Below are 20,213 nucleotides of genomic sequence, written 5' to 3'. Positions count from 1 at the left end.
CAGTGCCCGCTCACGAAGCCCAGAACCAGCTGCGCATGTTCCAGCAATTCGACGAGCAGTTGATATTGGCGGCGAAGCCCTGCAGCCCGTCCTTGATGCCTTCGGCCATCACCGTCTGGTAGATCGGCAGCAGGACGAGATCGTCGCGGATGATCTTCTGGATCTTGCCATAGGTCGCCTTGCGCTCAGCCTGGTCGAACTGGCTCGCGCCCTCGGCCAGCAGCCGGTCGATCTCGGGGTTCTGGTACTGATAGGTGTTCAGGCCGCTGCCGGCCTTGGCCGGGATCGCCCTGCTGCTGAAGCGCGGCGTCACGTCCGGATCGTTGCCGAGCATGAAGTTGGAGCCGACCATCACGGATTCGAATTTCGACTTCTGCCAGAACTCGCCCCAGATCACCGCTCCCGGCATGTTGTTGATGCGCATGGCCACGCCGAGCGCCCGCCAATCCTGCATCAGGAGCTGCTGCGACTGTTCGCGGCCGGGATTGCCGACCGTGGTCGAGTTGGCGAATTCGAGACGCGCGCCGTTCTTCTGCCGGATGCCGTCGGAGCCGCGGGCCCAGCCGCCGGCATCGAGCAGCGCGTTGGCTTTGGCGGGATCATGGCGCTGCGCCGGCAGGCTTGAATCATAGGCCCAGGATTGCTGCGGCAGGAAGGACTCGGTCGGCACCGGCAGGCCGTAATACAAGGCCTCGATCCGCGCCTGCTTGTTCATGCCGAGATAGAGCGCTTCCCGGACCGCCTTGTCGGCGAAGGGCGCGAATTCGAGGTTGAGCGCGATATGCTCGATGAAGGCGGTCGGCGACAGCGAGAGCTTGCGGCCGCGCAAGCCCTGCGCCTCCTTGACGAAATGGGCGGAGATGCCGCTGAGCCCGAGATAGTCGATCTGCCCGGTCCGGAACTGGGTGTAGAGCATCGTCAGGTCGGGGATGTATTTGAAGACGACGCGCTCGAGATAGGGGCCCTCGCCGTGATGGGCCGGGTTGGCCTGGAGCAGCAGGTGGTCGCCGGCGACACGCTCGCCCCAGCGGAAGGCGCCGGTGCCGACGGGCGCGCTGTTGAACGGCGCCGTATTCGGATCCTGCGCCTTTTCCAGGATGTGCCTGGGCACGATGAAGGTCAGCGCCAGGATCGAGAGATAGGGCGAATAAGCGCTTTCCATGCGCCAGTGGATCTCGTCGGGGGCGACGACGACGATATCCCTGACGAGGCTGTGGCCGACGCGGTTGCGGACCCTGAAGCCGGGGGTATTGATCAGGTCGAGCGTGTATTTGACGTCCTCGGCGGTGAACGGCGTACCGTCATGCCATTTCACGTCCCGGCGCAGCTTGATCTTCCAGATCAGCCCGTCGGCGGAAAGCCCGCCATTGCCGACGCTCGGAACCTCGGTCGCGAGATCGGCGACGAGCCTGCCCTGCGGATCGATCGACCAGAGCGGGTTGAAAAGCTGCCACCAGACGCCCTGGTCGACCTCGCTGCCGGGCATCAGCGGATTGAAGACGGTCGGTTCCTGCGAAATCCCCGCGATCACCTGGCCACGCGGCTTTTGCGGCGGCACCAATGGACGGGCCTGCGCCTGGGCCGCGTCGAGCCCGCCGAGCAGCGAGGCCGCTCCGGCGCCGAGGCCAAGGCCCAGAAGTTCACGGCGGCTGACGCCGCTGCCTGCCTTGCTATCGATCATCGCTTCTATCCCCTTTTATCGGCGCGGGCTGTGTTCAGCCTCGAATGATCGCCGGCTCCTGCCGGCATAGGCCTGGATCACGTCTTCTGCGGTCAGGAAAGGCCGTCAAAACGCTGAATACATGATAAAATACAATATCTTAGAGCGTCTTTCTCGTGAGAAACCGTCGCCACTTTTCGCAGCACGCTCTAGGCAGCTCGCTGCAGCCCATCCCGCATCGGTGAAAGATCCGCGGCGATGAGGCCGAGTGCGGAAAGGTTCGCCGGAAGGCTGCTTCCGGCCATGATCGCGGCGATCGCCTGCCCCATGGCCGGAGAGGTCAGGATGCCGCAGCCGCCCTGCCCCGCCAGCCAGTAGAAGCCCGGCGCGTCCGGCCGCGTGCCGGCCACCGGGTTCTTGTCGGCGACGAAGCTGCGCAGGCCCGCCCACTGGCTGAGCGGCCGACCGACCCGCAAGAGCGTATCCTGCTCGATATTCTCGATCGCCTGCGCGACATCCATGTCGTCGGGATAGACATCGCCCGGCTCCGTCGGCACCGCGTCGGCGAGGCTTCCCATCAGGCAGCCGGTTTCCGGCTTCACATACCAGCCGTAGCCGACATTGCTGACATGCGGCCAATCATGCGTGTCGAAGCCGGGCTGCAGCGCGAAGGTAAAGGCGGTCCGCCGGTGCGGCACCACACCCAGCGCGCCAAGTCCTGCCAGCCGCGTGACCTCGTCGATCCAGGCGCCGGCGGCATTGAGCAGCAGCGGGGCGCGCAGCTCGCGATCGCCCAGGCGCACGCTCCAGAACTCGCCCTCGCGGCAGATCGACTGGACATCGGCGTTGGTCAGCAGCGAGGCGCCATTGCCTTTCGCACCGCGCAAATAGCCCTGCAGCAGCGCATTGACGTCGATATCCATCGCATCGGGCTCATAGACCCCGGCATCGACCTTGTCGGCGACCAGCGCCGGGAAATGCGCGAGCGCGGCGCGACCGCCGAGATACTCGGCACGGGCGCCGACGGAGTGGAGATTGTCGCGCAGGCGGATGAGCGCCGCCTCCTGCCCCGCCTGCGCCACCGTCAGGCAGCCGCGCGGCGTCATGATCGGGTGATCGGTGAAGCCCTCGGGCGGCGTCTCCAGGAAGGCGCGGCTCGCCTGCGCCATCTTGCGCATCGTCGCGGCGCTGATCCCGACGGTGAACTGGGCCGCGGTGCGGCCGGAGCTGTGATAGCTGAAATGCTCCTCACGCTCGATCACGGCGACCGAGCCATGGGCGGAGAGGAAATAGGCCGCTGACGCGCCCGCTATCCCGCCGCCGATGATGATGACGTCAACCTGCATCGGCCGAACGCTTCCCTGCACTGCTGCCCGGCAACCGACGACCGGTTGCGCTGATCTGAAGGAGGGCACCGGGACGCCGGCTTGTCGATTTCAATAATTGGAGGTCGAGGGCTGAAAAACTGGGACCGCCCTCGCCCGATTTCCCGCCCCAAGTTCCCGGACCGAATTTCTGGCCCTCCGCCTCCAATAATTGAAATCGACAAGGCGCCCGTCGCCGCGCTCCCTCTTGGCGCAAGGCAACGTCATGCGAAAGCGATCATGAGCGACACCAGACCATCAGCGGGCGGCCGGCGCCTGATTTCCTCGGGCAGCGAATTCGAACAGACCTATAGCTACAGCCGGGCCGTGGTCGTCGGGCCCAATGTCATGCTGTCGGGCACCACGGGCTATGACTATGCCTCGAGCACGCTGGCAAAGGGCGCCCGCGAGCAGACCCTGCAGCTCTTCCGCAATGCCTCGGCCGCCTTCTCCCAGGCCGGTGCGACGCTTTCCGATGTCGTGCGGGTGCGGATGTATCTGTCGCAGGCCGCTCACTTCGAAGAGATCATGGCCGTCTTCGCCGAGATTTTCCGGGGCGTGAACCCGGCCTGCACGACGGTCGAGGCCGGGCTGTTCGATCCGGAGATCCTCGTCGAGATGGACATGGATGCCATCCTCGATGTCCGCGCTTAGCCTGTTCCCGCACGCCCCCGACGATGTCGTCGCGCAGCTCGGCGCCGAGCCGGTCGCGCTGCCGCGCCAGGCCGATGTCGTCGTCATCGGCGGCGGCATCATGGGGGCGGCCTCGGCCTATTATCTCGCCGGTGCCGGGCTCAGCACCATCCTGATCGAGCGGGACAAGGTCTCGTCCCAGCAATCGGGCCGCAACTGGGGTTTCGTGCGGACGCAGTATCGCGATCCGCTCGAATTGCCGCTGGCGATCGAGGCGCTCAGGATCTGGCCGGAGCTCGAACAGGAGCTCGGCCAGCCGATCGGCTGGCGCCGGACCGGCTGCATCTTCGTGGCGGAGACCGACGCGGAGCTCCAGAGTTTCGCGCATTGGCAGGATGTCACGCGCGACATCGCCGTCGATGCCCGGATGCTGTCTCGCCCTCAGCTCGCGAGCCTGATGCCCTCGCTGCGCGGCCAGGCGCCCGGCGCCCTGCACACACCCTCGGACGGACAGGCCGAGCCCGCGCTCGCGACCACGGCCTTCGCCCGGGCGGCGATGCGGCGCGGCGTCCGCGTGCTCGACGATTGCGGTGCGCTCGCCATCGAGGTCTCCGGCGGCCGGGTCAGCGGCGTCGTCACCGAGCATGGCCTGATCCGCTGCGGCACCGTGGTCTGCGCGGCTGGCCTGCAAAGCCACCGCCTGCTCGCCCCGCTCGGCCTCGTCCTGCCACAGCAGGGCGTGCGCAGCACGGTCTCGCTCACCGCCCCGCTGCCGTCGCTCAGCGACGCCTGTTTCTGCGGTTTCGGCATCGGGCTGCGGCAGCGCGCCGACGGCTCCTGCATCATCGCGGCCGATTCCAGCTCCGATATCGATCTCTCCCTCGATTCATTCCGGGCCTCGCGCTTCTTCCTGCCCGAGCTGCTGCGCTACCGCAGCGGCTTCGCCTTCAGGCTTGGGCGGCCGCTCCTCGACGATCTGCATGAGCGGCTCTCGGTGCCGAAACGCGAGCGGCCGGTGGCGCGCCGGCGCCCGCGCATCCCGGCCAATGAGGCGCGGGCGGCCAGGACCGGCGAGAGCGTCAGGCAGCTTTTCGCCGGAGCGGACGGCATCGAGATCGTGAAATCCTGGGCCGGCCAGATCGACGTGATGCCGGACGCACTGCCGGTCCTGGACAGCCCTGCCGAGATCGCCGGGCTGATCGTCGCGACGGGCTTCTCCGGGCACGGCTTCGGCCTCGGCCCGGCCGTCGGGCGCCATGTCGCCAGTCTCGCCAGCGGTGACGCTCCCGCCGCGATCCTCGCGCCGCTGCGCTTCGACCGTTTCGCGCGCGGCACCTATTCGCGCCCGCACGCCTCTCTCTGAGCCTCATCCGGGATGTCGTCATGAATTTTGAGACCGCGACCCCTTACCGGGCCATCGCCGACAGGCTGGCGCTGCCCGCCGGGGCCTTCATCGACGGCGCGCTCGCGGGCCCGGCCGACGGAAAGCTCCTCGAAACCGTCAATCCGGCGACGGGCGAGGTGCTGACCACGATCGCGCATTGCGGGCCTGACGATGTCGACCGGGCCGTGGCTGCGGCCCGTCGTGCCTTTCGCAATGGCTCCTGGTCGCGCGCCGCGCCCGAGCTGCGCAAGGCGGTGCTGCTGCGGCTGTCCGAACTGATCCGCAGCAACGCGACCGAACTCGCCGTGCTGGAAAGCCTCGACAGCGGCAAGCCGATCAGGGACTGCCTGAAGGAGATCGCGATCGAGGTTCCCGCCACCTTCCAATGGTATGCCGAGCTGATCGACAAGAGCTTCGGCAGGGTCGCGCCCACCGGCGAAGACGCCTGTGCCCTGATCACGCGCGAGCCGATCGGCGTGGTCGGTGCCGTCCTGCCCTGGAATTTCCCGCTGCTGATGGCGGCCTGGAAACTGGCGCCGGCGCTGGCCAGCGGCTGCTCCGTCGTCGTCAAGCCCGCAGAGCAGACCGCGCTGTCACTGCTGCGGCTGGCGGAGCTGGCGACTGATGCCGGTCTTCCCGCCGGCGTGCTCAACGTCCTGCCCGGCCTCGGCGAGACCACCGGCCGGGCGATCGGCCTGCACAGTGACATCGACGCCGTCTCCTTTACCGGCTCGACGCAGGTCGGCCGGCTGTTCCTGCGCTATGCCGCGGAGAGCAACCTGAAATCGATCGGGCTCGAGATGGGCGGCAAGAGCCCCTTCATCGTGCTCGATGATGCCGAACTTTCGCCGGAGCTGATCGAGAACGCCGTGACTGCGGCCTTCTGGAATGGCGGCCAGAACTGTTCCGCCAATATGCGCCAGATCATCGACCGGAAGCGCCAGGAGGAATATCTCCATCTGGTCACGGAACGCGCCCGGGCGCTGGTCGTCGGAGATCCGCTCGATCCGGCGACGGAGCTCGGCCCGATGGTCTCGGCCGAGCATCGCCGGACGGTGCTGGGCGTTGTCGAGGCCGGGCATCGCGAGGGCGCGCGCTGCGTCCTCTCCTCCTCGCAAGCGCTGCAGGCGCAGCCCGGGAATTTCCTCGGCCCGACCGTCTTTGGCGACCTGAGCCCACAGATGACGATCGCGCGCGAGGAGATTTTCGGCCCGGTGCTCGGCGTGCTCCCGGTCGACGGTCTGGATGAGGCGCTGGCGGTCGCGAATGACAGCGATTACGGGCTGCACGCGACGCTCTACACCAGGGATCTCGACCGGGCGCTGTTCATGTCCCGGCGACTGGCCTGCGGCACCGTTGCGATCAACGGCTTCACCGAAGGCGATCTCAAGACGCCGTTCGGCGGCTATAAGCGCTCGGGCTCGCTGGCGCGCGACAAGGGCCTGGAAGCCATGGGGCAGTACCTGCAGACGAAGACGACCTGGATCAGCATCAGCGCGCCGACACGGCAGGGATGATGTGGCGGGACAGGCAGGCCGGGATCTTGGCCAGGAACGGGCAATGGATAAGGCGATGAGCATGGACAGCTCCACCCGCGCGCAGATCGAGCGCTTCTATGACGGCACCTTGCTGCCCGACGAGATGGTCGCGACGATGTCGACCGATGGCGGCTGGTTTCCCTCGCGAACCATCGCACGCGCATCGACGCCGTCCGTGCTGAAACGATCTGGCCAGGCCCTGCCACCGCTCGCCATCCAGGACCACGGCACGAGCTTCGACCTCTACGACTATCTCTCGGTCAACCGCGTCGCCGGGCTGATGGTGCTGCGCGATGGCGAGGTGGTGCAGGAGAGCTATTCACTGGGCATCGGCCCGCAGACGATGTGGAATTCGTGCTCGCTCGCCAAATCGGTGGCCGCGACGCTGGTCGGCATCGCGCTGCGCGAGGGCGCCATCGCGAGCCTCGACGACCCGGTGACGCGCTACGCCCCGCTCGGCGGCGTCTATGCGCAGGTCTCGATCCGGCAGCTCTTGCGCATGGCGTCCGGCATCCGCTGGCGCGAGGCCTATACCGACCCGACCTCCGACCGCAGGCAGCTGCTGGACATCCAGATGCAGTGGCAGAAAGGCGGCATCGCCCGGCATATGTCCGGCCTCCCCGCCGAGACGGCGCCGGGGCAGTCCTGGACCTATAATACCGGTGAATCCTACCTCGTCAGCGCGGTGATGGAAGGCGCCACCGGCACGAACCTCGCCGATTACCTCTCCACCCGGCTGTGGTCGCGCATGGGCGCGGAAGCCGACGCGACCTGGTGGTCGGAGAGCCCGGACGGAATGACCGTGTCGGGCAGCGGCATGCACGCGACCATGCGCGATTACGCCCGTTTCGGGCAGTTCGTGCTCGATGGCGGGCGCATCGGCGGCGAGACCCTGCTGCCCGAAGGCTGGACCGGCGAAGCGGGTTCGCCCTTCCCGATCGGCGACACCCTCATCCCCTATGGCTATATGTGGTGGATTCCCGTCCTCGATGATCCCGCGCTCAAGGGCACCTTCCAGGCCGAGGGCATCTATGGCCAGTACATCCACATCAATCCGCAGAAGCGCCTGGTCGTCGTGGTGCTGAGCGCGCGCTCGAAGCCGAGCTTTCGTCAGCGCCTCGAGATCAATGACGACGCCCTTTTCGCGGCGCTTGCCCGCGCCTTGTGAGGGACAGGGCCGGAGTGCGTTTCCCGCAACGATGGACAAGGGCGTTCGCGCGGCATCCTGTTGCCCGAACTGGCACCATATTGGCCTGGATTGCGAGAAGAGGGCAGAGGCGAACCGACGAGCAGGTAGGTCTGCGACGACAGATCACGCAGCTTGTCCGGGCAATAGGCTGCTCATCGCATCCAGCGCCCGGGAGACCTCAAGGGAGTTTCAGGCCGCGCTCGGCATGCGCGAGATGAAGCTCGCCCGGGTGACCGAAATCTTCATGCCCCCGGCCCCGCTCTGCGCCTCCATGACGGCGTCGAGCTGCTTGACGAGCGCTTGCACGATGGCCGTGCCCAGTCCGGTGCCGGCGTCGCTTGCCGTCTTTCCGATGCCATTATCGGAGACGATCAGCTTCCAGTCGGCACCGTTGATCTCGTAGGTGACGAGGATCATGGCATCGGCCCGGACGACGGGGAATGCGTATTTGATGGCATTGATGACAAGCTCGGTGACGATGAGGCCGAGGCTCACGGCTTGATCGGAACGGATCGCTCCTGAATCCGCCATCACCTTGACCGTGATGGGCTGGCCCTCCCCGACCATTGACGAGGCGAGGCTGCCGCAAAGCTTGGTGAGGTAGGAGCTGACCTCGACCTGGTCGATCGCCTCGGAGGTGTGGAGATGCCGCTGCACTTCGGCGACCGACATGACGCGTTGATGCGCATCCTTCAGGTGCTGGCGGGTTTCCTCCGATGAGACAGCCCGCGCCTTCAGCAGCAGGATGCTGGCGATGATCTGGAGGCTGTTGGCGACGCGGTGCTGGATTTCCTGAAGCAGGACATCCTTCTGGCGCAGCAGCTCTTCGGTTTGCCTGAGAAGCTCCTCCTTCTCCCGCTCGACCGCCCGACGCGCCGTGACGTCGGTGCAGGTGAGAAGGATCCTTGTGGCCGAGCCGTCTTCGTCGACCATCTGCCGGGCATTCAGGAGAATGGTCCGCCGGCCGAGATCGGGACAATCATGCTCGACCTCGAACCCGTCCATGACGGCATGCGTGGGAATGATCCGTTCCAGAAGAACGCGAAGGGCAGCGATGTCCCATTGGCCGTCGCCCAGCGTGGAGAGCGGACGGCCCGGCGCTTCGTCAGGATCGATGCGGAAGGCGGTGCAGAAGGCGTTGCTCGCTGCCAGGACACGAAGCTGATCGTCGAGCACAACAAATGGCTCGGGGATCGTATTGACGATCGCCTGCGCCAATGTGCGTGGGTCTGCCATGTCTTGAGAAATCCTTCTGGGACGCGGCAAGCCCCCCGGCGGGGAGCACAAGCGCATTCTCGGGCCGGCGACCGGCCCGTTTCCGAGGGATAATACACCTTGCAGTCATCACTGTCGCAGCCCGAGCGGGGCTTTCGGGCTTCCAGAAGGGTCCAATGCCCTCATCGCGAATGACACCGCCGATGGCCGTCTTCGATCACCGCCGAGCCTGCGGTCTGGAGTAACTGACGTCCTGGATCATCGGACCGGAAATCGTATCCGGTTCGTTGATCTAACCCTTTGTGTTTGCATCGTCTTTCTCGAAAACCGCAATCCACTTTTCGGGCCGATGCCTTAGAGGGTCCAGTCCGGTCGAAGGGCGTTTGCGGATCGCCCCGCCGCGACCAGGGCTGACTGACCGACCGCAGCCTCCGCGCCATTCACTCACGCGGGGCAACCGCGAGATCCAGGGCTTCACATGCCGGGGCACCGGAGCGGGTTCGTTCCGGTGCCCTCTCCTGGGGATTACTGGCCCACCACGGCCGGAAGCCCCTGCGCCCTGGTGATGGCTGGGGGGTTCCATTTGCCGGTCAAGACCTCGGATTTCGGGCCGTAGAGCCGCATCGTCAGATTGAACTCGCCCTTCGGCGCCGGAAGCCAGTTCGCCTCCTTGTCCTTGCCCGGATTGGCATTCTGGAAATACAGGTCGAGCGATCCGTCGGCGCTGAATTTGAACGGCATCCAGCTGCTGACCGCAAAGCGATCGAGACTGTTGGCGACCTGAAATCCCTCCGGGTCGTAGAGCGTGACCGACCAGAAGGCGTTCACGGGTGGCAGGGCGCCCTTTTCAAAATGCAGCGTGTATTTGCCGGCGCCGTCGAGCGGCTTGCCAGATTCGTCACCGAGATTGAGGGGGTAGACCGCATCTTCGGGGAGATTGGCGCCCAGGCCTACCTGCGCAACGATAGCGCGCTTGAGATAGTAGTTTCCGTAGACGCCCATGGTATCGGTGTTCATCGACCAATGGTTCGCCACCCGGGCGAGCGTCGGGATCTTCCATTCCATGAGCTTCTGCCCGGCCTCGGGTGCAGCTTCGAGGCCCTTCTTTACCGCCGGCGGGAGCTTGTCGATATCGAAGCTCTCGCCCGGCACGATGCCGATGCGCTTCATCTGAGCGATGATCGGCTGATCCGTGGAATGCGGCGGATGAAGCTTCAACAACTCGGCGGCGTAGGCGAAGTATTTAGCCGCAGGCATGGTGTCGACCTGAACCTTCGGCGGCGTCTTCATGTCGATGCTGGGATCGATCTTCACCTCGACCGGCTTCGGCGCCTTGCCCCAGTCGGACAGGGCCGTAACCTTGTAGCCGGCCTGGACCTTGTGAACGGCCTCATAATCCGGCGGACCGTCCGTCTTCGTCCGGCCGATGATCCAGACATAGGGCGTCGGCGCGCCGATACGCGCCATCCCGGCTGGTACCGTCCCGGTCCAGCCAGGAGGTGTGATCAGGAAATTGCCGGCTTGCGTCCCCGTCGTCCGCCATCCCGGCGATGCGAAGACGTCGGTCCACATGTCGAGCATGGGCAGAAGATAGTAACGGCCGCCCGTGTCGGGTGCGGAGACGACCTGCGGTTCCTTGGTCAGATCGAGCCACGCAATGGAATAGAGCGTGTCGAAATTAACCCGGACGACGACCTTCATATCGGCCGGCGGGAACGCCGGCACGTTCACGAACATGTTCATCGGGCCCTTTCCGAATTCTTTTCCGGCCTCGATGTTCGTGGATTGCTTGCGGGTTACGTCCATGGAGAGCAATGGATAGAAGTAGAGATAGGCATCGACCCCAATGGCTTGAGCCTCAGCTTCGGTCAGCGCTGGCTGCGAACCCTGGGCCATCGCGATATGTACAGATCCAAAACCAAGAAGAACACCCAGAGACAATCCAATTGCAATTTTATTCATTTCAGTCTCCCGCTTCCGCTAGAGATGTCAGAACTTAAATTCGGAAGCCCAGAATTTATCTTCCGTAGATCAGTATACCGATGCACCGATTTATGTAATCATCGATTTGATATTCGGCGAACATTTGTTGTCGACAAAGGCCACGCAGAATTCATTGTGACTGAGAAGGAGACCGCGTCAATTCGTAATGGAGCGGGAGAGCCGACATGCTTGGCCTCTGCCATGAAGGCCGAACCTGGCCGTTACACGACGCGCCTCGGCGCCATTCCTGCTGGCCTCCTGCGCCAGTTCGCCATCCCGACCATCCGAATGCCCGGCTCTGCAGCCCTGCGAGAGCGGAGCACGTGCCAATGCCATGGATGACGTGGCCGTATAGTGCGCTAAGCTTGCCCTGCCGAGCTCGTGGGCTGCCCCTGCTGAATGGGTTCAGGGTCCGACTTATCCTGGCTTGCAGGGGCTGAGCCGACGTCTTCGAAGCGAGGCGCAGTTCGGGACATGTGCCATGAACATCTCGATGTCGCGTCTCCTGCTGATCGCCGCGGCGGCCTTCGCGCTGCTCACCGCCGCCGTCGTCGGCTATCTCTCCTGGTCCCAGCCCCTGCATCTGCGCGTCGCGGCCGGCCCCAAGGACGGGATCGATGCCAAGCTGCTGATCGCCTTCAATCGCCTGCTCGACGTCAACCGGGCCGGGGCGCGCCTGGACCTGGTCACGACGGCCGACATGCACGAAAGCAGTCAGCTGCTGGAGAAACGGGAGGTCGACCTCGCCGTGCTGCGGCTCGACGATCCCCTGCCGACCGGGGCTGCACTGGTCGCAATGCTGCGCACCAATCTCATGATCGCTGCAGCACCGGCCAGGCTCAAGCTGGAGACCCTCGCCGACGTGAAGGGCAAGCGCCTCGGCCTTGTCTCCCGCTCACCGCTCGACGAGCCGTCTTTCGTCCGGCTGCTCGACATGGTGGGCCTCACACCGGCAGATGTCCGCATGACGATCATCAAGCCCGAGGATGTCGCCCGGCTCGTCGCCGGCGGACAGCTCGATTGCGTCGTCGTGCTCGGCGTCCCCGCCGATCCCGTGGTCAGGGACGTGGTTGCCGCGGTCGGCGACAAGCGCAAGACTCCCCCGACCATCCTCAGCATCGAGCTTGGCGAGTCCCTGAAGCAGAACACACCGGCCGCCAGCTCCGAGACGATCGAGAAGAACGCCTTTCCGCGCCTGTCCATTCCCGACGACGATGTCGACACGGTCGGGGTTCCAACCGCGCTGGCCGCCAATCGCGCCTCGACCGGCCCCATGCGCGTGCGGCTCTACAACAACGCGATCATGGAGGTGACGCGCGGCCTGCTCGAACGGCGCAGCGAGCTGGCGCGCGAGATTCCGCTGGCCAGCCTGATCACCCCGCCCGACAGCGAAAAGGACGCACGCTTTCCGCTTCACCCCGGAACCGCCGCCTATCTGGAAGATACGGACACGAGCTGGTCGACCCTGTTCAGCGAACAGATCTGGAATGTCGTGCTGGTCGGCGGGGTCATCAGCTCGATGCTCGCCGCCGCCGGCGGCTTCCTCAACCAGGGCGGCGCCGATCCGATGGGCGGGATCCTGTCCCGCCTGAAGGACATCACGGAACGCGCCGGCGCCTCGACCGATCCAGCCGACGCGCAAGGGCTGTCGCAGGAACTCGGCGTCCTGGCGATCGACATGGCAGCCCTCGGCTACAAGCGCCGATGCAGCTACGAGGAGTTCGCGCCGCTGCAACTCGCCTATGAGAGCGCGCGGGACGCTGTCGCGGCACTGCGCGCCGGACCGCCGCCCACGGCTCGCGGCGACATGGCATCGGAAGCCGTGGCGCGGCCCCAGTCACTGCAACGGGAGCGCAGCCCGTGAGCCCTGCCCCTGTCGCACGGCGCTGATGGCCGCCCCGGCAAGGACGCTCGCGATGAATGCCCCGCCCACGAGCACCCGGACATTGCCCGCGCGAGCCGGATTGTGGGCGTCAGAGTTGCGAGTCGATCGGCAGGAGCTTCAACAGGTCGGCGACGAGGCGCCGGCGCAAACGGGTCTCGGGCTCGCCCCGATAGTGGACGCTTTGCCCCTCCCGCGCCGTCTCCCAGACGATCCCGCCATTCGGCTCGAGCAGAACACGGTAGCTGTTGGCGGGCCCGACGCCGGTCGCCATGTAGGCGACCAGCCTCTCCGCCAGCTCCGGGCTCTCGATATAGAGCCCGGCCTCGGTGTTGATCACGGCGGAGCGCGGATCGAGGTTGAAGCTGCCGATGAACACGGCCTGCCGGTCGAAGGCCATGGCCTTGGTATGCAAGGCTGCAGGTGACCGGCCGGAACGGAGCGACCAGCCCGGCCGGTAGGCGTCGGTATCCGGGCGCAGCTCGTAGAGCTCCATGCCGTTCTCCAACAGCCGCCGGCGGGTCTTGGCGTAGCCGGAATGCGCCGGCAGCATGTCGTTCGAAGCCAGCGAATTGGTCAGCACGCGCACCCGGACATGGCGCTCGTGCAGCGCCTTGACGGTTGCCTGCGCCCTGGCGGGAAGCACGAAATACGGCGTCTCGACGAGCAATTCCTGCTTCAGCTCGGCGACACGCCCGCGGATGAACGCAACCACATGGTCGCTCTCGATGCCCGGCGCGATGGTTTCCGGATCGTCGGCGATGACCCGGCCCTGTGCCCAGACGAGATTGTCGCGAAGCTCCGCGCTCTGGAGTGCCAGTTCGTCGAGGTCCTGGTCGATCGGATAAGGGTATTCGGCGGCGGCGATCTCCGCGCGCAGGCGAATGAGGATGGCATCGAGATCGGCGGCGCCATAGCTGCGCTCGACGATCGTCGCGATCGGCACGGTCGAGGGATTGTTCCAGAACCGGTCGAAAACATCGGACAGATTGCGCACGACAGGCCCGACCGCCAGCACGTCCAGATCGCGATAGTTGGCGATCGTGTTCACGCCATAATAGATGTCGCCGATATTGCGGCCGCCCACGATCGCCGCAGCATTGTCGGCAACCATCAGCTTGTTGTGCATGCGGCGGTTCAGCCGGCCGAAATCGACGATATAGTCGAGCGCAGACCAGCGCCGGTTTGTCACCGGATTGAACAGGCGGATCTCGACATTGGGATGCGCGTCGAGGGCGGCTTTGACGGCATCGCTGGCCTTGTAGAAGGCGTCGTCGACGAGAAGACGAACCCTGACCCCGCGATCGGCCGCCTTCATCACGCTGTCGACGATGATGCGGCCGGTGATATCGCCGTCCCAGGAATAGTACTGCATATCGAGGCTGCGCTCGGCCAGGTCGGCCAGCGCGAGACGGGCGATGAAGGCCTCACGCCCGTGGATCAGGAGGCTGAAGCCGGAGAGGCCGGGATGTTGATCGGCAGCCGCGCCGAAGGATTGTCCCAGCCTGGTCGAAGCGGGGTCGCCGAACGCCGTCGATATGCTGCGCTGGTCGTCGGACCAAGGGCGGGCAGCGCGGCCGGTGAAAACCCTACCCAGCCAATTCACGACCATGCGCGGGATTGCGCTCGCGCCGGGCGCCCGAGGCCGGACCGACCCTGCAGAACGGCTGGTTCCTTGCGTATCGGCGCGTATCGGGCTGGGCTTTTCGCGGCGCATGGTGCTCTCCACCATCCCTGGCTGGCAAGCAAGCGCGGCAGCGGGCAATCCGTCAAGCACAAGCCGCGGGCCAATTGGCCTGTGCCTCGAAAAATCACGGCCAATGCGGTGGGGGATACTGCAAGGACATTGGGCCATGCCCGGCCAGGCGCGGCGGTTGTGGCGTGGCGCTGCCCACACCGGAGAGACGACGCGCGGAACGAGCCGACAATTCGGTGCGATCAGGGCCTCAAAGGCAGTTCTCGAATTCGCGAAAAGGCGTACCTTACGCAAAGATTGCACCGGCTGTTTTCTGTGTGGGGGCGTCATGTCTGCAAGATCGAACAGGCTCGCGTCGCCAAAGAGGTCTGAGCTGGAGGTCCTGCACGGCGCCAGCGCCGACGAGATCCTCACCAATCGGCCGCTACCGGATGAATTCACGCGGGTGATGTCGTTGGCGGAGCGGATGGAGGCCGGAAAGGCGCTTCGCGATCGCGTCCCCCGCCCGCAGCATCGGACATGGGCGCCGAACGGAAGCCGCCCCGACCCGCTCGCCCTTCTTCAGGCGGCGGATGCCGATCGCATTCCCGAGCTCGTCCCCATCCGCTATGGGCGCATGCTGCAGTCGCCCTTTGCTTTCTACCGGGGATCAGCAGGCATCATGGCAGCCGATCTCAGCACCACGCCGAACACCGGCATCCAGGTGCAGGCCTGCGGCGACTGCCACCTGATGAATTTTGGCGGCTTTGCCACGCCCGAACGCAACATCCTCTTCGACATCAACGATTTCGACGAGACCTTGCCCGCCCCCTGGGAGTGGGACATCAAGCGGCTCGCGACCTCGTTCGTCCTCGCGGCCCGGTCGATCGGATTGCCGGCCAGGACCGCGCGGGACACCGCCATCGCCTGCGTGCGCAGCTACCGCAGGCACCTTGCGACTTACGCGGACATGCATCCGCTCGACGTCTGGTACGCGCGCGTCACGGGAGACGATCTCGTCTCCGTGGCGCCCGCGCGCGAACGCGGCCGAATTCAGAAGCGGATCGCGAAGGCGGCCCAGCAGGACGGCTCGGAAACCGATTTTCCCAAGATAACGGACATGGTTGGCGGTCGCGTCCGCATTCGCGACATGCCGCCCCTGATCTACCATCCCGAGGGATCGCGGCGTCCGGATTTCGAGGAGCAGTTGAAGCGGATCTTCCGCGATTACCGGGAGACCTTGTCCGAGGACCGTCGCGTCCTGCTGGACCGCTATCATCTGGTCGACGCAGCCATCAAGGTCGTCGGCGTCGGCAGTGTCGGGCGCCGCTGCTGGGTTGTCCTGATGATGTCCTCCTGCAACGACCCCTTGTTCCTGCAGTTCAAGGAGGCGGTGGCCTCGGTGCTCGAGCCCTATGCCGGCACGAGCGCCTATTCCCTGCACGGTCAGCGCGTCGTCGTCGGGCAGCGCCTGATGCAGCCTGCATCGGATCTGTTCCTGGGCTGGGTCACCGCCGAGCTTTCAGGCAAGCAGTTCTATGTGCGGCAGTTGCGCGACGCCAAGATCAAGCCGCTGGTCGTGACCTTCGACGCCGAGCTGCTCCTGAGCTACGCCCTCGCCTGCGGTTGGGTGCTGGCACGCGCGCATGCTGTTGCCGGCAACGCCGACGGCATCAGCGGCTATCTCGGATCGAACGACCAGTTCGACGAGGCATTGGGCGATTTCTCGGTGAGCTATGCCGACCAGGCGGAGCGCGACCATGCCGCCCTCAAGGCCGCCGTGCGCCTGGGCAAGGTCAAGGCCTATCTGGACGCCTAGCGGAACCGGTCACGGATGGCGCTTCAATGCATCACGACCGCCGCAATCAAGGCGAAGGCTCCGGCAAGGGTGAAGAGAGCGAGCCAGGCGGGATAGCGCGGTGCCATCCACAGCCCGAGCGCGCGGCAATGATCCAAACTCAGCCACAGGCTTGTCATGGTGGTCTCCATCGCATGTTGCCGGGATCGGACCATCCGCGGAGAGGCTGAACCTTAAGGCTGAGGCTAAAGCTGAGGCCAAGGCCGAGGCTGGTCGCCGCTTCGCGAGCGATCGTCCGGAGACCTGGGTCAGGCCGCCGGCGATATCATCTAAGCGGCATCGGACATGGCGCGGGATCGCGCCAAATGCCTGGCCTTGCCGGGCTCGACTGGAATTGCGGTGGGCCGAGGCAAGGTCGGCGTCGGGGCTGGTCTCAGTTCGGTCCGAAGCGAGACGGCCGCTTCACTGGACGCTCAATCGGCGGATTAAGCAAGCAGCCCGCCCGCGTCATCTTGGCCACGCCTCAGGCGCGGCCTGCCGACGGGCTGACAGGCACGACCGTGAAGCGATCGCGGGGGCGCCGCGGAGCGAAGCTCGTCCTTTGATTGAGGTCGCCGGTCTCGTAGCGCATATAGGCCTGAATAGCGGTCATCACGGCGCCAAGCGAGGCGTAGGGGCCGAACCGGATCATGGGGAGCGCCAGCACGCCGCGGTTCTGCGGGCCGATCCAGAAGTCGTCATCCCGCTCCGCGACAATCGTTCCGAAATGGCGACCGAGCCGGTCCTTCATTTCCCAAACGCTGTGCTCGAGCTGCGTGACGACGATGTCCATGAACGCCTCCGGCTGGCCGGTTGCGCGCTTGCGCCGGTCGCCAGGATATGGGGTTGCCGGGTCATGCCGATAAGGTCGCCAGCCGGGAATACAGCCGCCGCGACGAGGCCAGGGCGTTCACGCCCCCTGGCGCTGCCGGCCGCCATCGCCGTCAGAACCTCTTCCTGGTGATCAGGGTCAGCCGCCCATTGGCACCGGTCTCGGCGACGAGCACCTGCAGCGATGACAGCCCCTGCGCCCGAAGCGCAAGGGCGAGGAGCGGTGCTGCATCGATCGCCGTCCGGAGCTTCTGCAGTTCGTCATCGCCGCGTGCTGCGACGATCCGGGTGACGCGTAGCCGTTCCGGCTTTGGCAGCGCGCGGATATCGACGACGATCACCGACCGGTTCCTCAAGGGTCCCGATGCAGCCACGGGACTGAGCCCGACCTCGCGGTCGACAGCAGCTTCTTCAGGCGGAGCCTGGGCCTGGGCGACACCGGTGAGTGCGAGGGCGGAAACAGCGGCCACGATCGGGATCATGTGCATCGGCAGTCCTTCCATCCGGTCACGGGTCGGCGCAGAGTTCAGGCACGCCCGGGCGGTAACGCCCGTGCTGCGATCACCGCCTCGACGCGTTGCGAGCCCCCATCCTGCCCATCCGGTTTCGTGCAGGCCTCGTGATCGTCATCTCGCCGAGCAAGACTGCGCTGACGATCTCGCGATCCCGCGCGACGTTTCAGCAGAGCTGCGATGCCCTCTACCAGAAGTGGACGATGACCAAGAACTGCAACTAAAATACTCACTACAGTCAGATCTTTCCGATCAAACTTTAATCTCGGACAGATTTTATGATCAAAAAATCACCAGAGGAATGAATACCTTTTAAAAGCCTGATATCCTCTGAGAAAGCGGGGCAGTGAAACGTCAAATACGCAAATTTGTACAGGGTTTTCTCTACCCGATTACGCTTTTGTTACCCGCCCGGAGTCCACAAGGAGCAGGGATGCCACAGTCGATGCGATCACGGCATGGCGCCCGGGCCAATCGCCGCCGCGCCCTGCGCCCATGGAGCAGCCGGGTCAGAACGGGAGCCTCGCCTGGAGCAGCGGCGCCATCGACGGCGCCGCTGAGGGGCGTTCCCCGGCGTCGCGGTCGCCCTCGCCCGGCGGCATAACATTCCGGCATGAAGTCATGCCTGCCGGCGGATTGCCCGCCGGGGCCCGGTTCCTATGCTCGGCCCACGGACAGCTGAAGCAGACCTCCCTGAACACGGATACGGCCGTGGAGATGATCGGGGTCAACAAGTGGTATGGCGAGTTCCATGTGCTGCGCGACATCAACCTGAAGGTGGCGCGCGGCGAGAAGCTGGTGATCTGCGGCCCCTCAGGCTCGGGCAAGTCGACGATGATCCGTTGCATCAACCGGCTCGAGGAACACCAGAAGGGCCAGATCATCGTCGATGGCACCGAGCTGACCAATGATCTGAAGAAGATCGACGAGATCCGCCGCGATGTCGGCATGGTCTTCCAGCACTTCAACCTGTTCCCGCATCTGACGATCCTGGAGAACCTGACGCTCGCCCCGATCTGGGTGCGCAAGATGCCGAAGAAGGATGCCGAGGAGATCGGCATGCACTATCTCAAGCGCGTGAAGATCCCGGAGCAGGCGCTGAAATATCCGGGCCAGCTCTCGGGCGGCCAGCAGCAGCGCGTCGCGATCGCGCGCKCGCTCTGCATGAGCCCGAAGATCATGCTGTTCGACGAGCCGACCTCGGCGCTCGACCCCGAGATGGTCAAGGAGGTGCTCGACACCATGGTGAGCCTGGCCGAGGAGGGCATGACCATGCTCTGCGTCACCCACGAGATGGGCTTTGCGCGCCAGGTCGCCGACCGCGTCATCTTCATGGATGCCGGCCAGGTCGTCGAGATGAACGAGCCCAACGCCTTCTTCAAGAACCCGCAGCACGAACGCACCAGGCTCTTCCTGTCGCAGATTCTCCATTGAGGGCGCGCAGCCTTGCATCCACCGGAGGCCCGGCGCGTTCGAACGCGCCTCGCCATGGGGCGCGGCCGGTGTAATCTGCCGGCCCCCTGCCGAGGTGCCATGACTTGAATCACCGCCAGCTTGAGACGTTTGCCGCCGTGATGAAGTCCGGCACCGTCTCGCGCGCAGCCGAGTTGCTCGGCATCACGCAGCCGGCGGTCAGCCGCACCATCGCCGAACTGGAGCGCTCGGTCGGTTTCCTGCTGTTCGACCGGGTGCGCAACCGCATCATCCCGACGCCCGAGGCCAAGCTATTCTATGCGCAGGTCGAGGCCTCGTTTCGCGGCATGGACACGCTCCGGGCCACGGCTGCCCGCATCCGCGACCATGGCTCGGGACAATTGCGGATCGGCTCGCTCTCGGCGCTTGGCTCGTCGCTGGTGCCCCGCGCCGTCCGGCGCTTCCGCGAGGGCCATCCCGATATCGGCGTCACCCTGATGGTGTTGCCCTCGCGCGACGTGCGTGACGGCGTCGTCTCCGGCCAGTTCGATATCGGGCTCGCCGCCGACGAGATCGATGTCAGCGGCGTGCTGCACCAGCCCTTCGTCTCGCCGCGCGTGCTCTGCGCGATCCCGCGCGAGCATCCGCTGGCCGAGCGCGACCTGATCACGCCGCATGACCTGCACCGCCAGCCCTTCGTCGCCTATGTGCCGGAGGACCGGACCCGCCAGCGGCTCGACCTGGTCTTTCACCAGGCCGAAGTCAGCCCGCATGTCGTGGTCGAGACGATCTATGCCGCAACCGTCTGTGCGCTCGTCGCCGAAGGCGTCGGCATCGGCCTGGTCAGCCCCTATGCGGTCGCCGGCGCCGATATGAGCCGGATCGTGCTGAAGCCGTTCGAACCGGCAGTGCACAGCAAGAGCCTGCTGATCCTGCCGCTCGACCGGCCAAAATCGCAGCTGGTGCGCGATTTCATCGACTGCCTGCTCGCCTCGCGCTAGTTCGCCGTGCGTCCGTTCGGACGCAAGATGGGCGATCTAGCCCATTGTTTAAGCGTCGGATTTTCCGAAAACCGGATTCCACTTTTCGGTCCGATG

General features: G+C 65.4%; 16 protein-coding genes. 8 read left to right on the top strand and 8 right to left on the bottom strand.

The annotated features are described in order from the left end of the window. Positions 1-10: 10 nt before the first annotated feature. Together AC1DGP_RS27370 and AC1DGP_RS27365 are read right to left on the bottom strand one after the other, a co-directional pair. Positions 11-1,681: a peptide ABC transporter substrate-binding protein gene (locus tag AC1DGP_RS27370; protein WP_441506861.1), complete on the bottom strand. Its 1,671-nt coding sequence runs from the start codon at positions 1,679-1,681 to the stop codon at positions 11-13. Positions 1,682-1,869: 188 nt separating this feature from the next. Further along, complete coding sequence (locus tag AC1DGP_RS27365) at positions 1,870-3,006, bottom strand: NAD(P)/FAD-dependent oxidoreductase (protein ID WP_441506862.1); 1,137 nt, start codon at positions 3,004-3,006, stop codon at positions 1,870-1,872. A gap of 258 nt (positions 3,007-3,264) precedes the next feature. On the opposite strand from AC1DGP_RS27365, the gene AC1DGP_RS27360 reads away from it, so the two are divergent. The 4 genes from AC1DGP_RS27360 to AC1DGP_RS27345 are packed head-to-tail and all read left to right on the top strand — an operon-like array spanning position 3,265 to position 7,747. After that, positions 3,265-3,678 (top strand): RidA family protein, encoded by a 414-nt coding sequence (locus AC1DGP_RS27360; protein WP_441506863.1) that lies wholly within the window; start codon positions 3,265-3,267, stop codon positions 3,676-3,678. Further along, a complete protein-coding gene (locus tag AC1DGP_RS27355; protein WP_441506864.1) occupies positions 3,665-5,020 on the top strand; it encodes an NAD(P)/FAD-dependent oxidoreductase in 1,356 nt (451 codons plus the stop codon). Before AC1DGP_RS27360 ends, AC1DGP_RS27355 begins: the two co-directional genes overlap by 14 nt. A 20-nt stretch (positions 5,021-5,040) precedes the next feature. Next, a complete protein-coding gene (locus AC1DGP_RS27350) occupies positions 5,041-6,558 on the top strand; it encodes an aldehyde dehydrogenase (protein WP_441506865.1) in 1,518 nt (505 codons plus the stop codon). 55 nt (positions 6,559-6,613) lie between these two features. Next, a complete protein-coding gene (locus tag AC1DGP_RS27345; protein ID WP_476832726.1) occupies positions 6,614-7,747 on the top strand; it encodes a serine hydrolase domain-containing protein in 1,134 nt (377 codons plus the stop codon). A gap of 210 nt (positions 7,748-7,957) precedes the next feature. Here the strand turns inward: AC1DGP_RS27345 and AC1DGP_RS27340 are convergent, their stop codons facing one another. Together AC1DGP_RS27340 and AC1DGP_RS27335 are read right to left on the bottom strand one after the other, a co-directional pair. Then, positions 7,958-9,004: a sensor histidine kinase gene (locus tag AC1DGP_RS27340; RefSeq protein ID WP_441506867.1), complete on the bottom strand. Its 1,047-nt coding sequence runs from the start codon at positions 9,002-9,004 to the stop codon at positions 7,958-7,960. 504 nt (positions 9,005-9,508) lie between these two features. Beyond that, positions 9,509-10,945: a DUF1254 domain-containing protein gene (locus AC1DGP_RS27335; protein ID WP_476769510.1), complete on the bottom strand. Its 1,437-nt coding sequence runs from the start codon at positions 10,943-10,945 to the stop codon at positions 9,509-9,511. A 502-nt stretch (positions 10,946-11,447) separates the two neighbouring features. Here AC1DGP_RS27335 and AC1DGP_RS27330 point away from each other — a divergent pair. Next, complete coding sequence (locus tag AC1DGP_RS27330; RefSeq protein WP_441506869.1) at positions 11,448-12,830, top strand: TAXI family TRAP transporter solute-binding subunit; 1,383 nt, start codon at positions 11,448-11,450, stop codon at positions 12,828-12,830. Positions 12,831-12,939: 109 nt separating this feature from the next. Here the strand turns inward: AC1DGP_RS27330 and AC1DGP_RS27325 are convergent, their stop codons facing one another. Continuing rightward, positions 12,940-14,454: a phospholipase D family protein gene (locus AC1DGP_RS27325; RefSeq protein ID WP_476776911.1), complete on the bottom strand. Its 1,515-nt coding sequence runs from the start codon at positions 14,452-14,454 to the stop codon at positions 12,940-12,942. Here AC1DGP_RS27325 and AC1DGP_RS27320 point away from each other — a divergent pair. Further along, a complete protein-coding gene (locus AC1DGP_RS27320) occupies positions 14,387-16,342 on the top strand; it encodes a DUF2252 domain-containing protein (RefSeq protein WP_476832725.1) in 1,956 nt (651 codons plus the stop codon). The genes AC1DGP_RS27325 and AC1DGP_RS27320 overlap by 68 nt on opposite strands. Before the next feature lie 23 nt (positions 16,343-16,365). On the opposite strand, the gene AC1DGP_RS27315 is transcribed toward AC1DGP_RS27320, so the two are convergent. From AC1DGP_RS27315 to AC1DGP_RS27305, 3 genes are all read right to left on the bottom strand, one after another. Further along, a complete protein-coding gene (locus AC1DGP_RS27315) occupies positions 16,366-16,500 on the bottom strand; it encodes a hypothetical protein (protein WP_441506872.1) in 135 nt (44 codons plus the stop codon). Positions 16,501-16,844: 344 nt separating this feature from the next. Continuing rightward, positions 16,845-17,153, bottom strand: coding sequence for a BTB/POZ domain-containing protein (locus tag AC1DGP_RS27310; RefSeq protein ID WP_441506873.1), 309 nt, complete (start codon positions 17,151-17,153; stop codon positions 16,845-16,847). A gap of 151 nt (positions 17,154-17,304) precedes the next feature. Beyond that, positions 17,305-17,673 (bottom strand): hypothetical protein, encoded by a 369-nt coding sequence (locus tag AC1DGP_RS27305; protein ID WP_476832724.1) that lies wholly within the window; start codon positions 17,671-17,673, stop codon positions 17,305-17,307. A gap of 747 nt (positions 17,674-18,420) precedes the next feature. Here AC1DGP_RS27305 and AC1DGP_RS27300 point away from each other — a divergent pair. After that, entirely contained in the window at positions 18,421-19,137 is a 717-nt protein-coding gene (locus AC1DGP_RS27300; protein ID WP_476832738.1) for an amino acid ABC transporter ATP-binding protein, read from the top strand. A 104-nt stretch (positions 19,138-19,241) separates the two neighbouring features. Continuing rightward, positions 19,242-20,117 carry a LysR substrate-binding domain-containing protein gene (locus tag AC1DGP_RS27295; protein WP_441492961.1) on the top strand — a complete coding sequence of 292 codons (876 nt, stop codon included), beginning with the start codon at positions 19,242-19,244 and terminating at the stop codon, positions 20,115-20,117. The last annotated feature ends 96 nt before the right edge of the window (positions 20,118-20,213 follow it).

This window comes from Allobosea sp. 05T433 (assembly GCF_056396065.1).
Note: the sequence above shows the minus strand (reverse complement) of the source record. Positions and strands in the feature narration are given on the sequence as shown.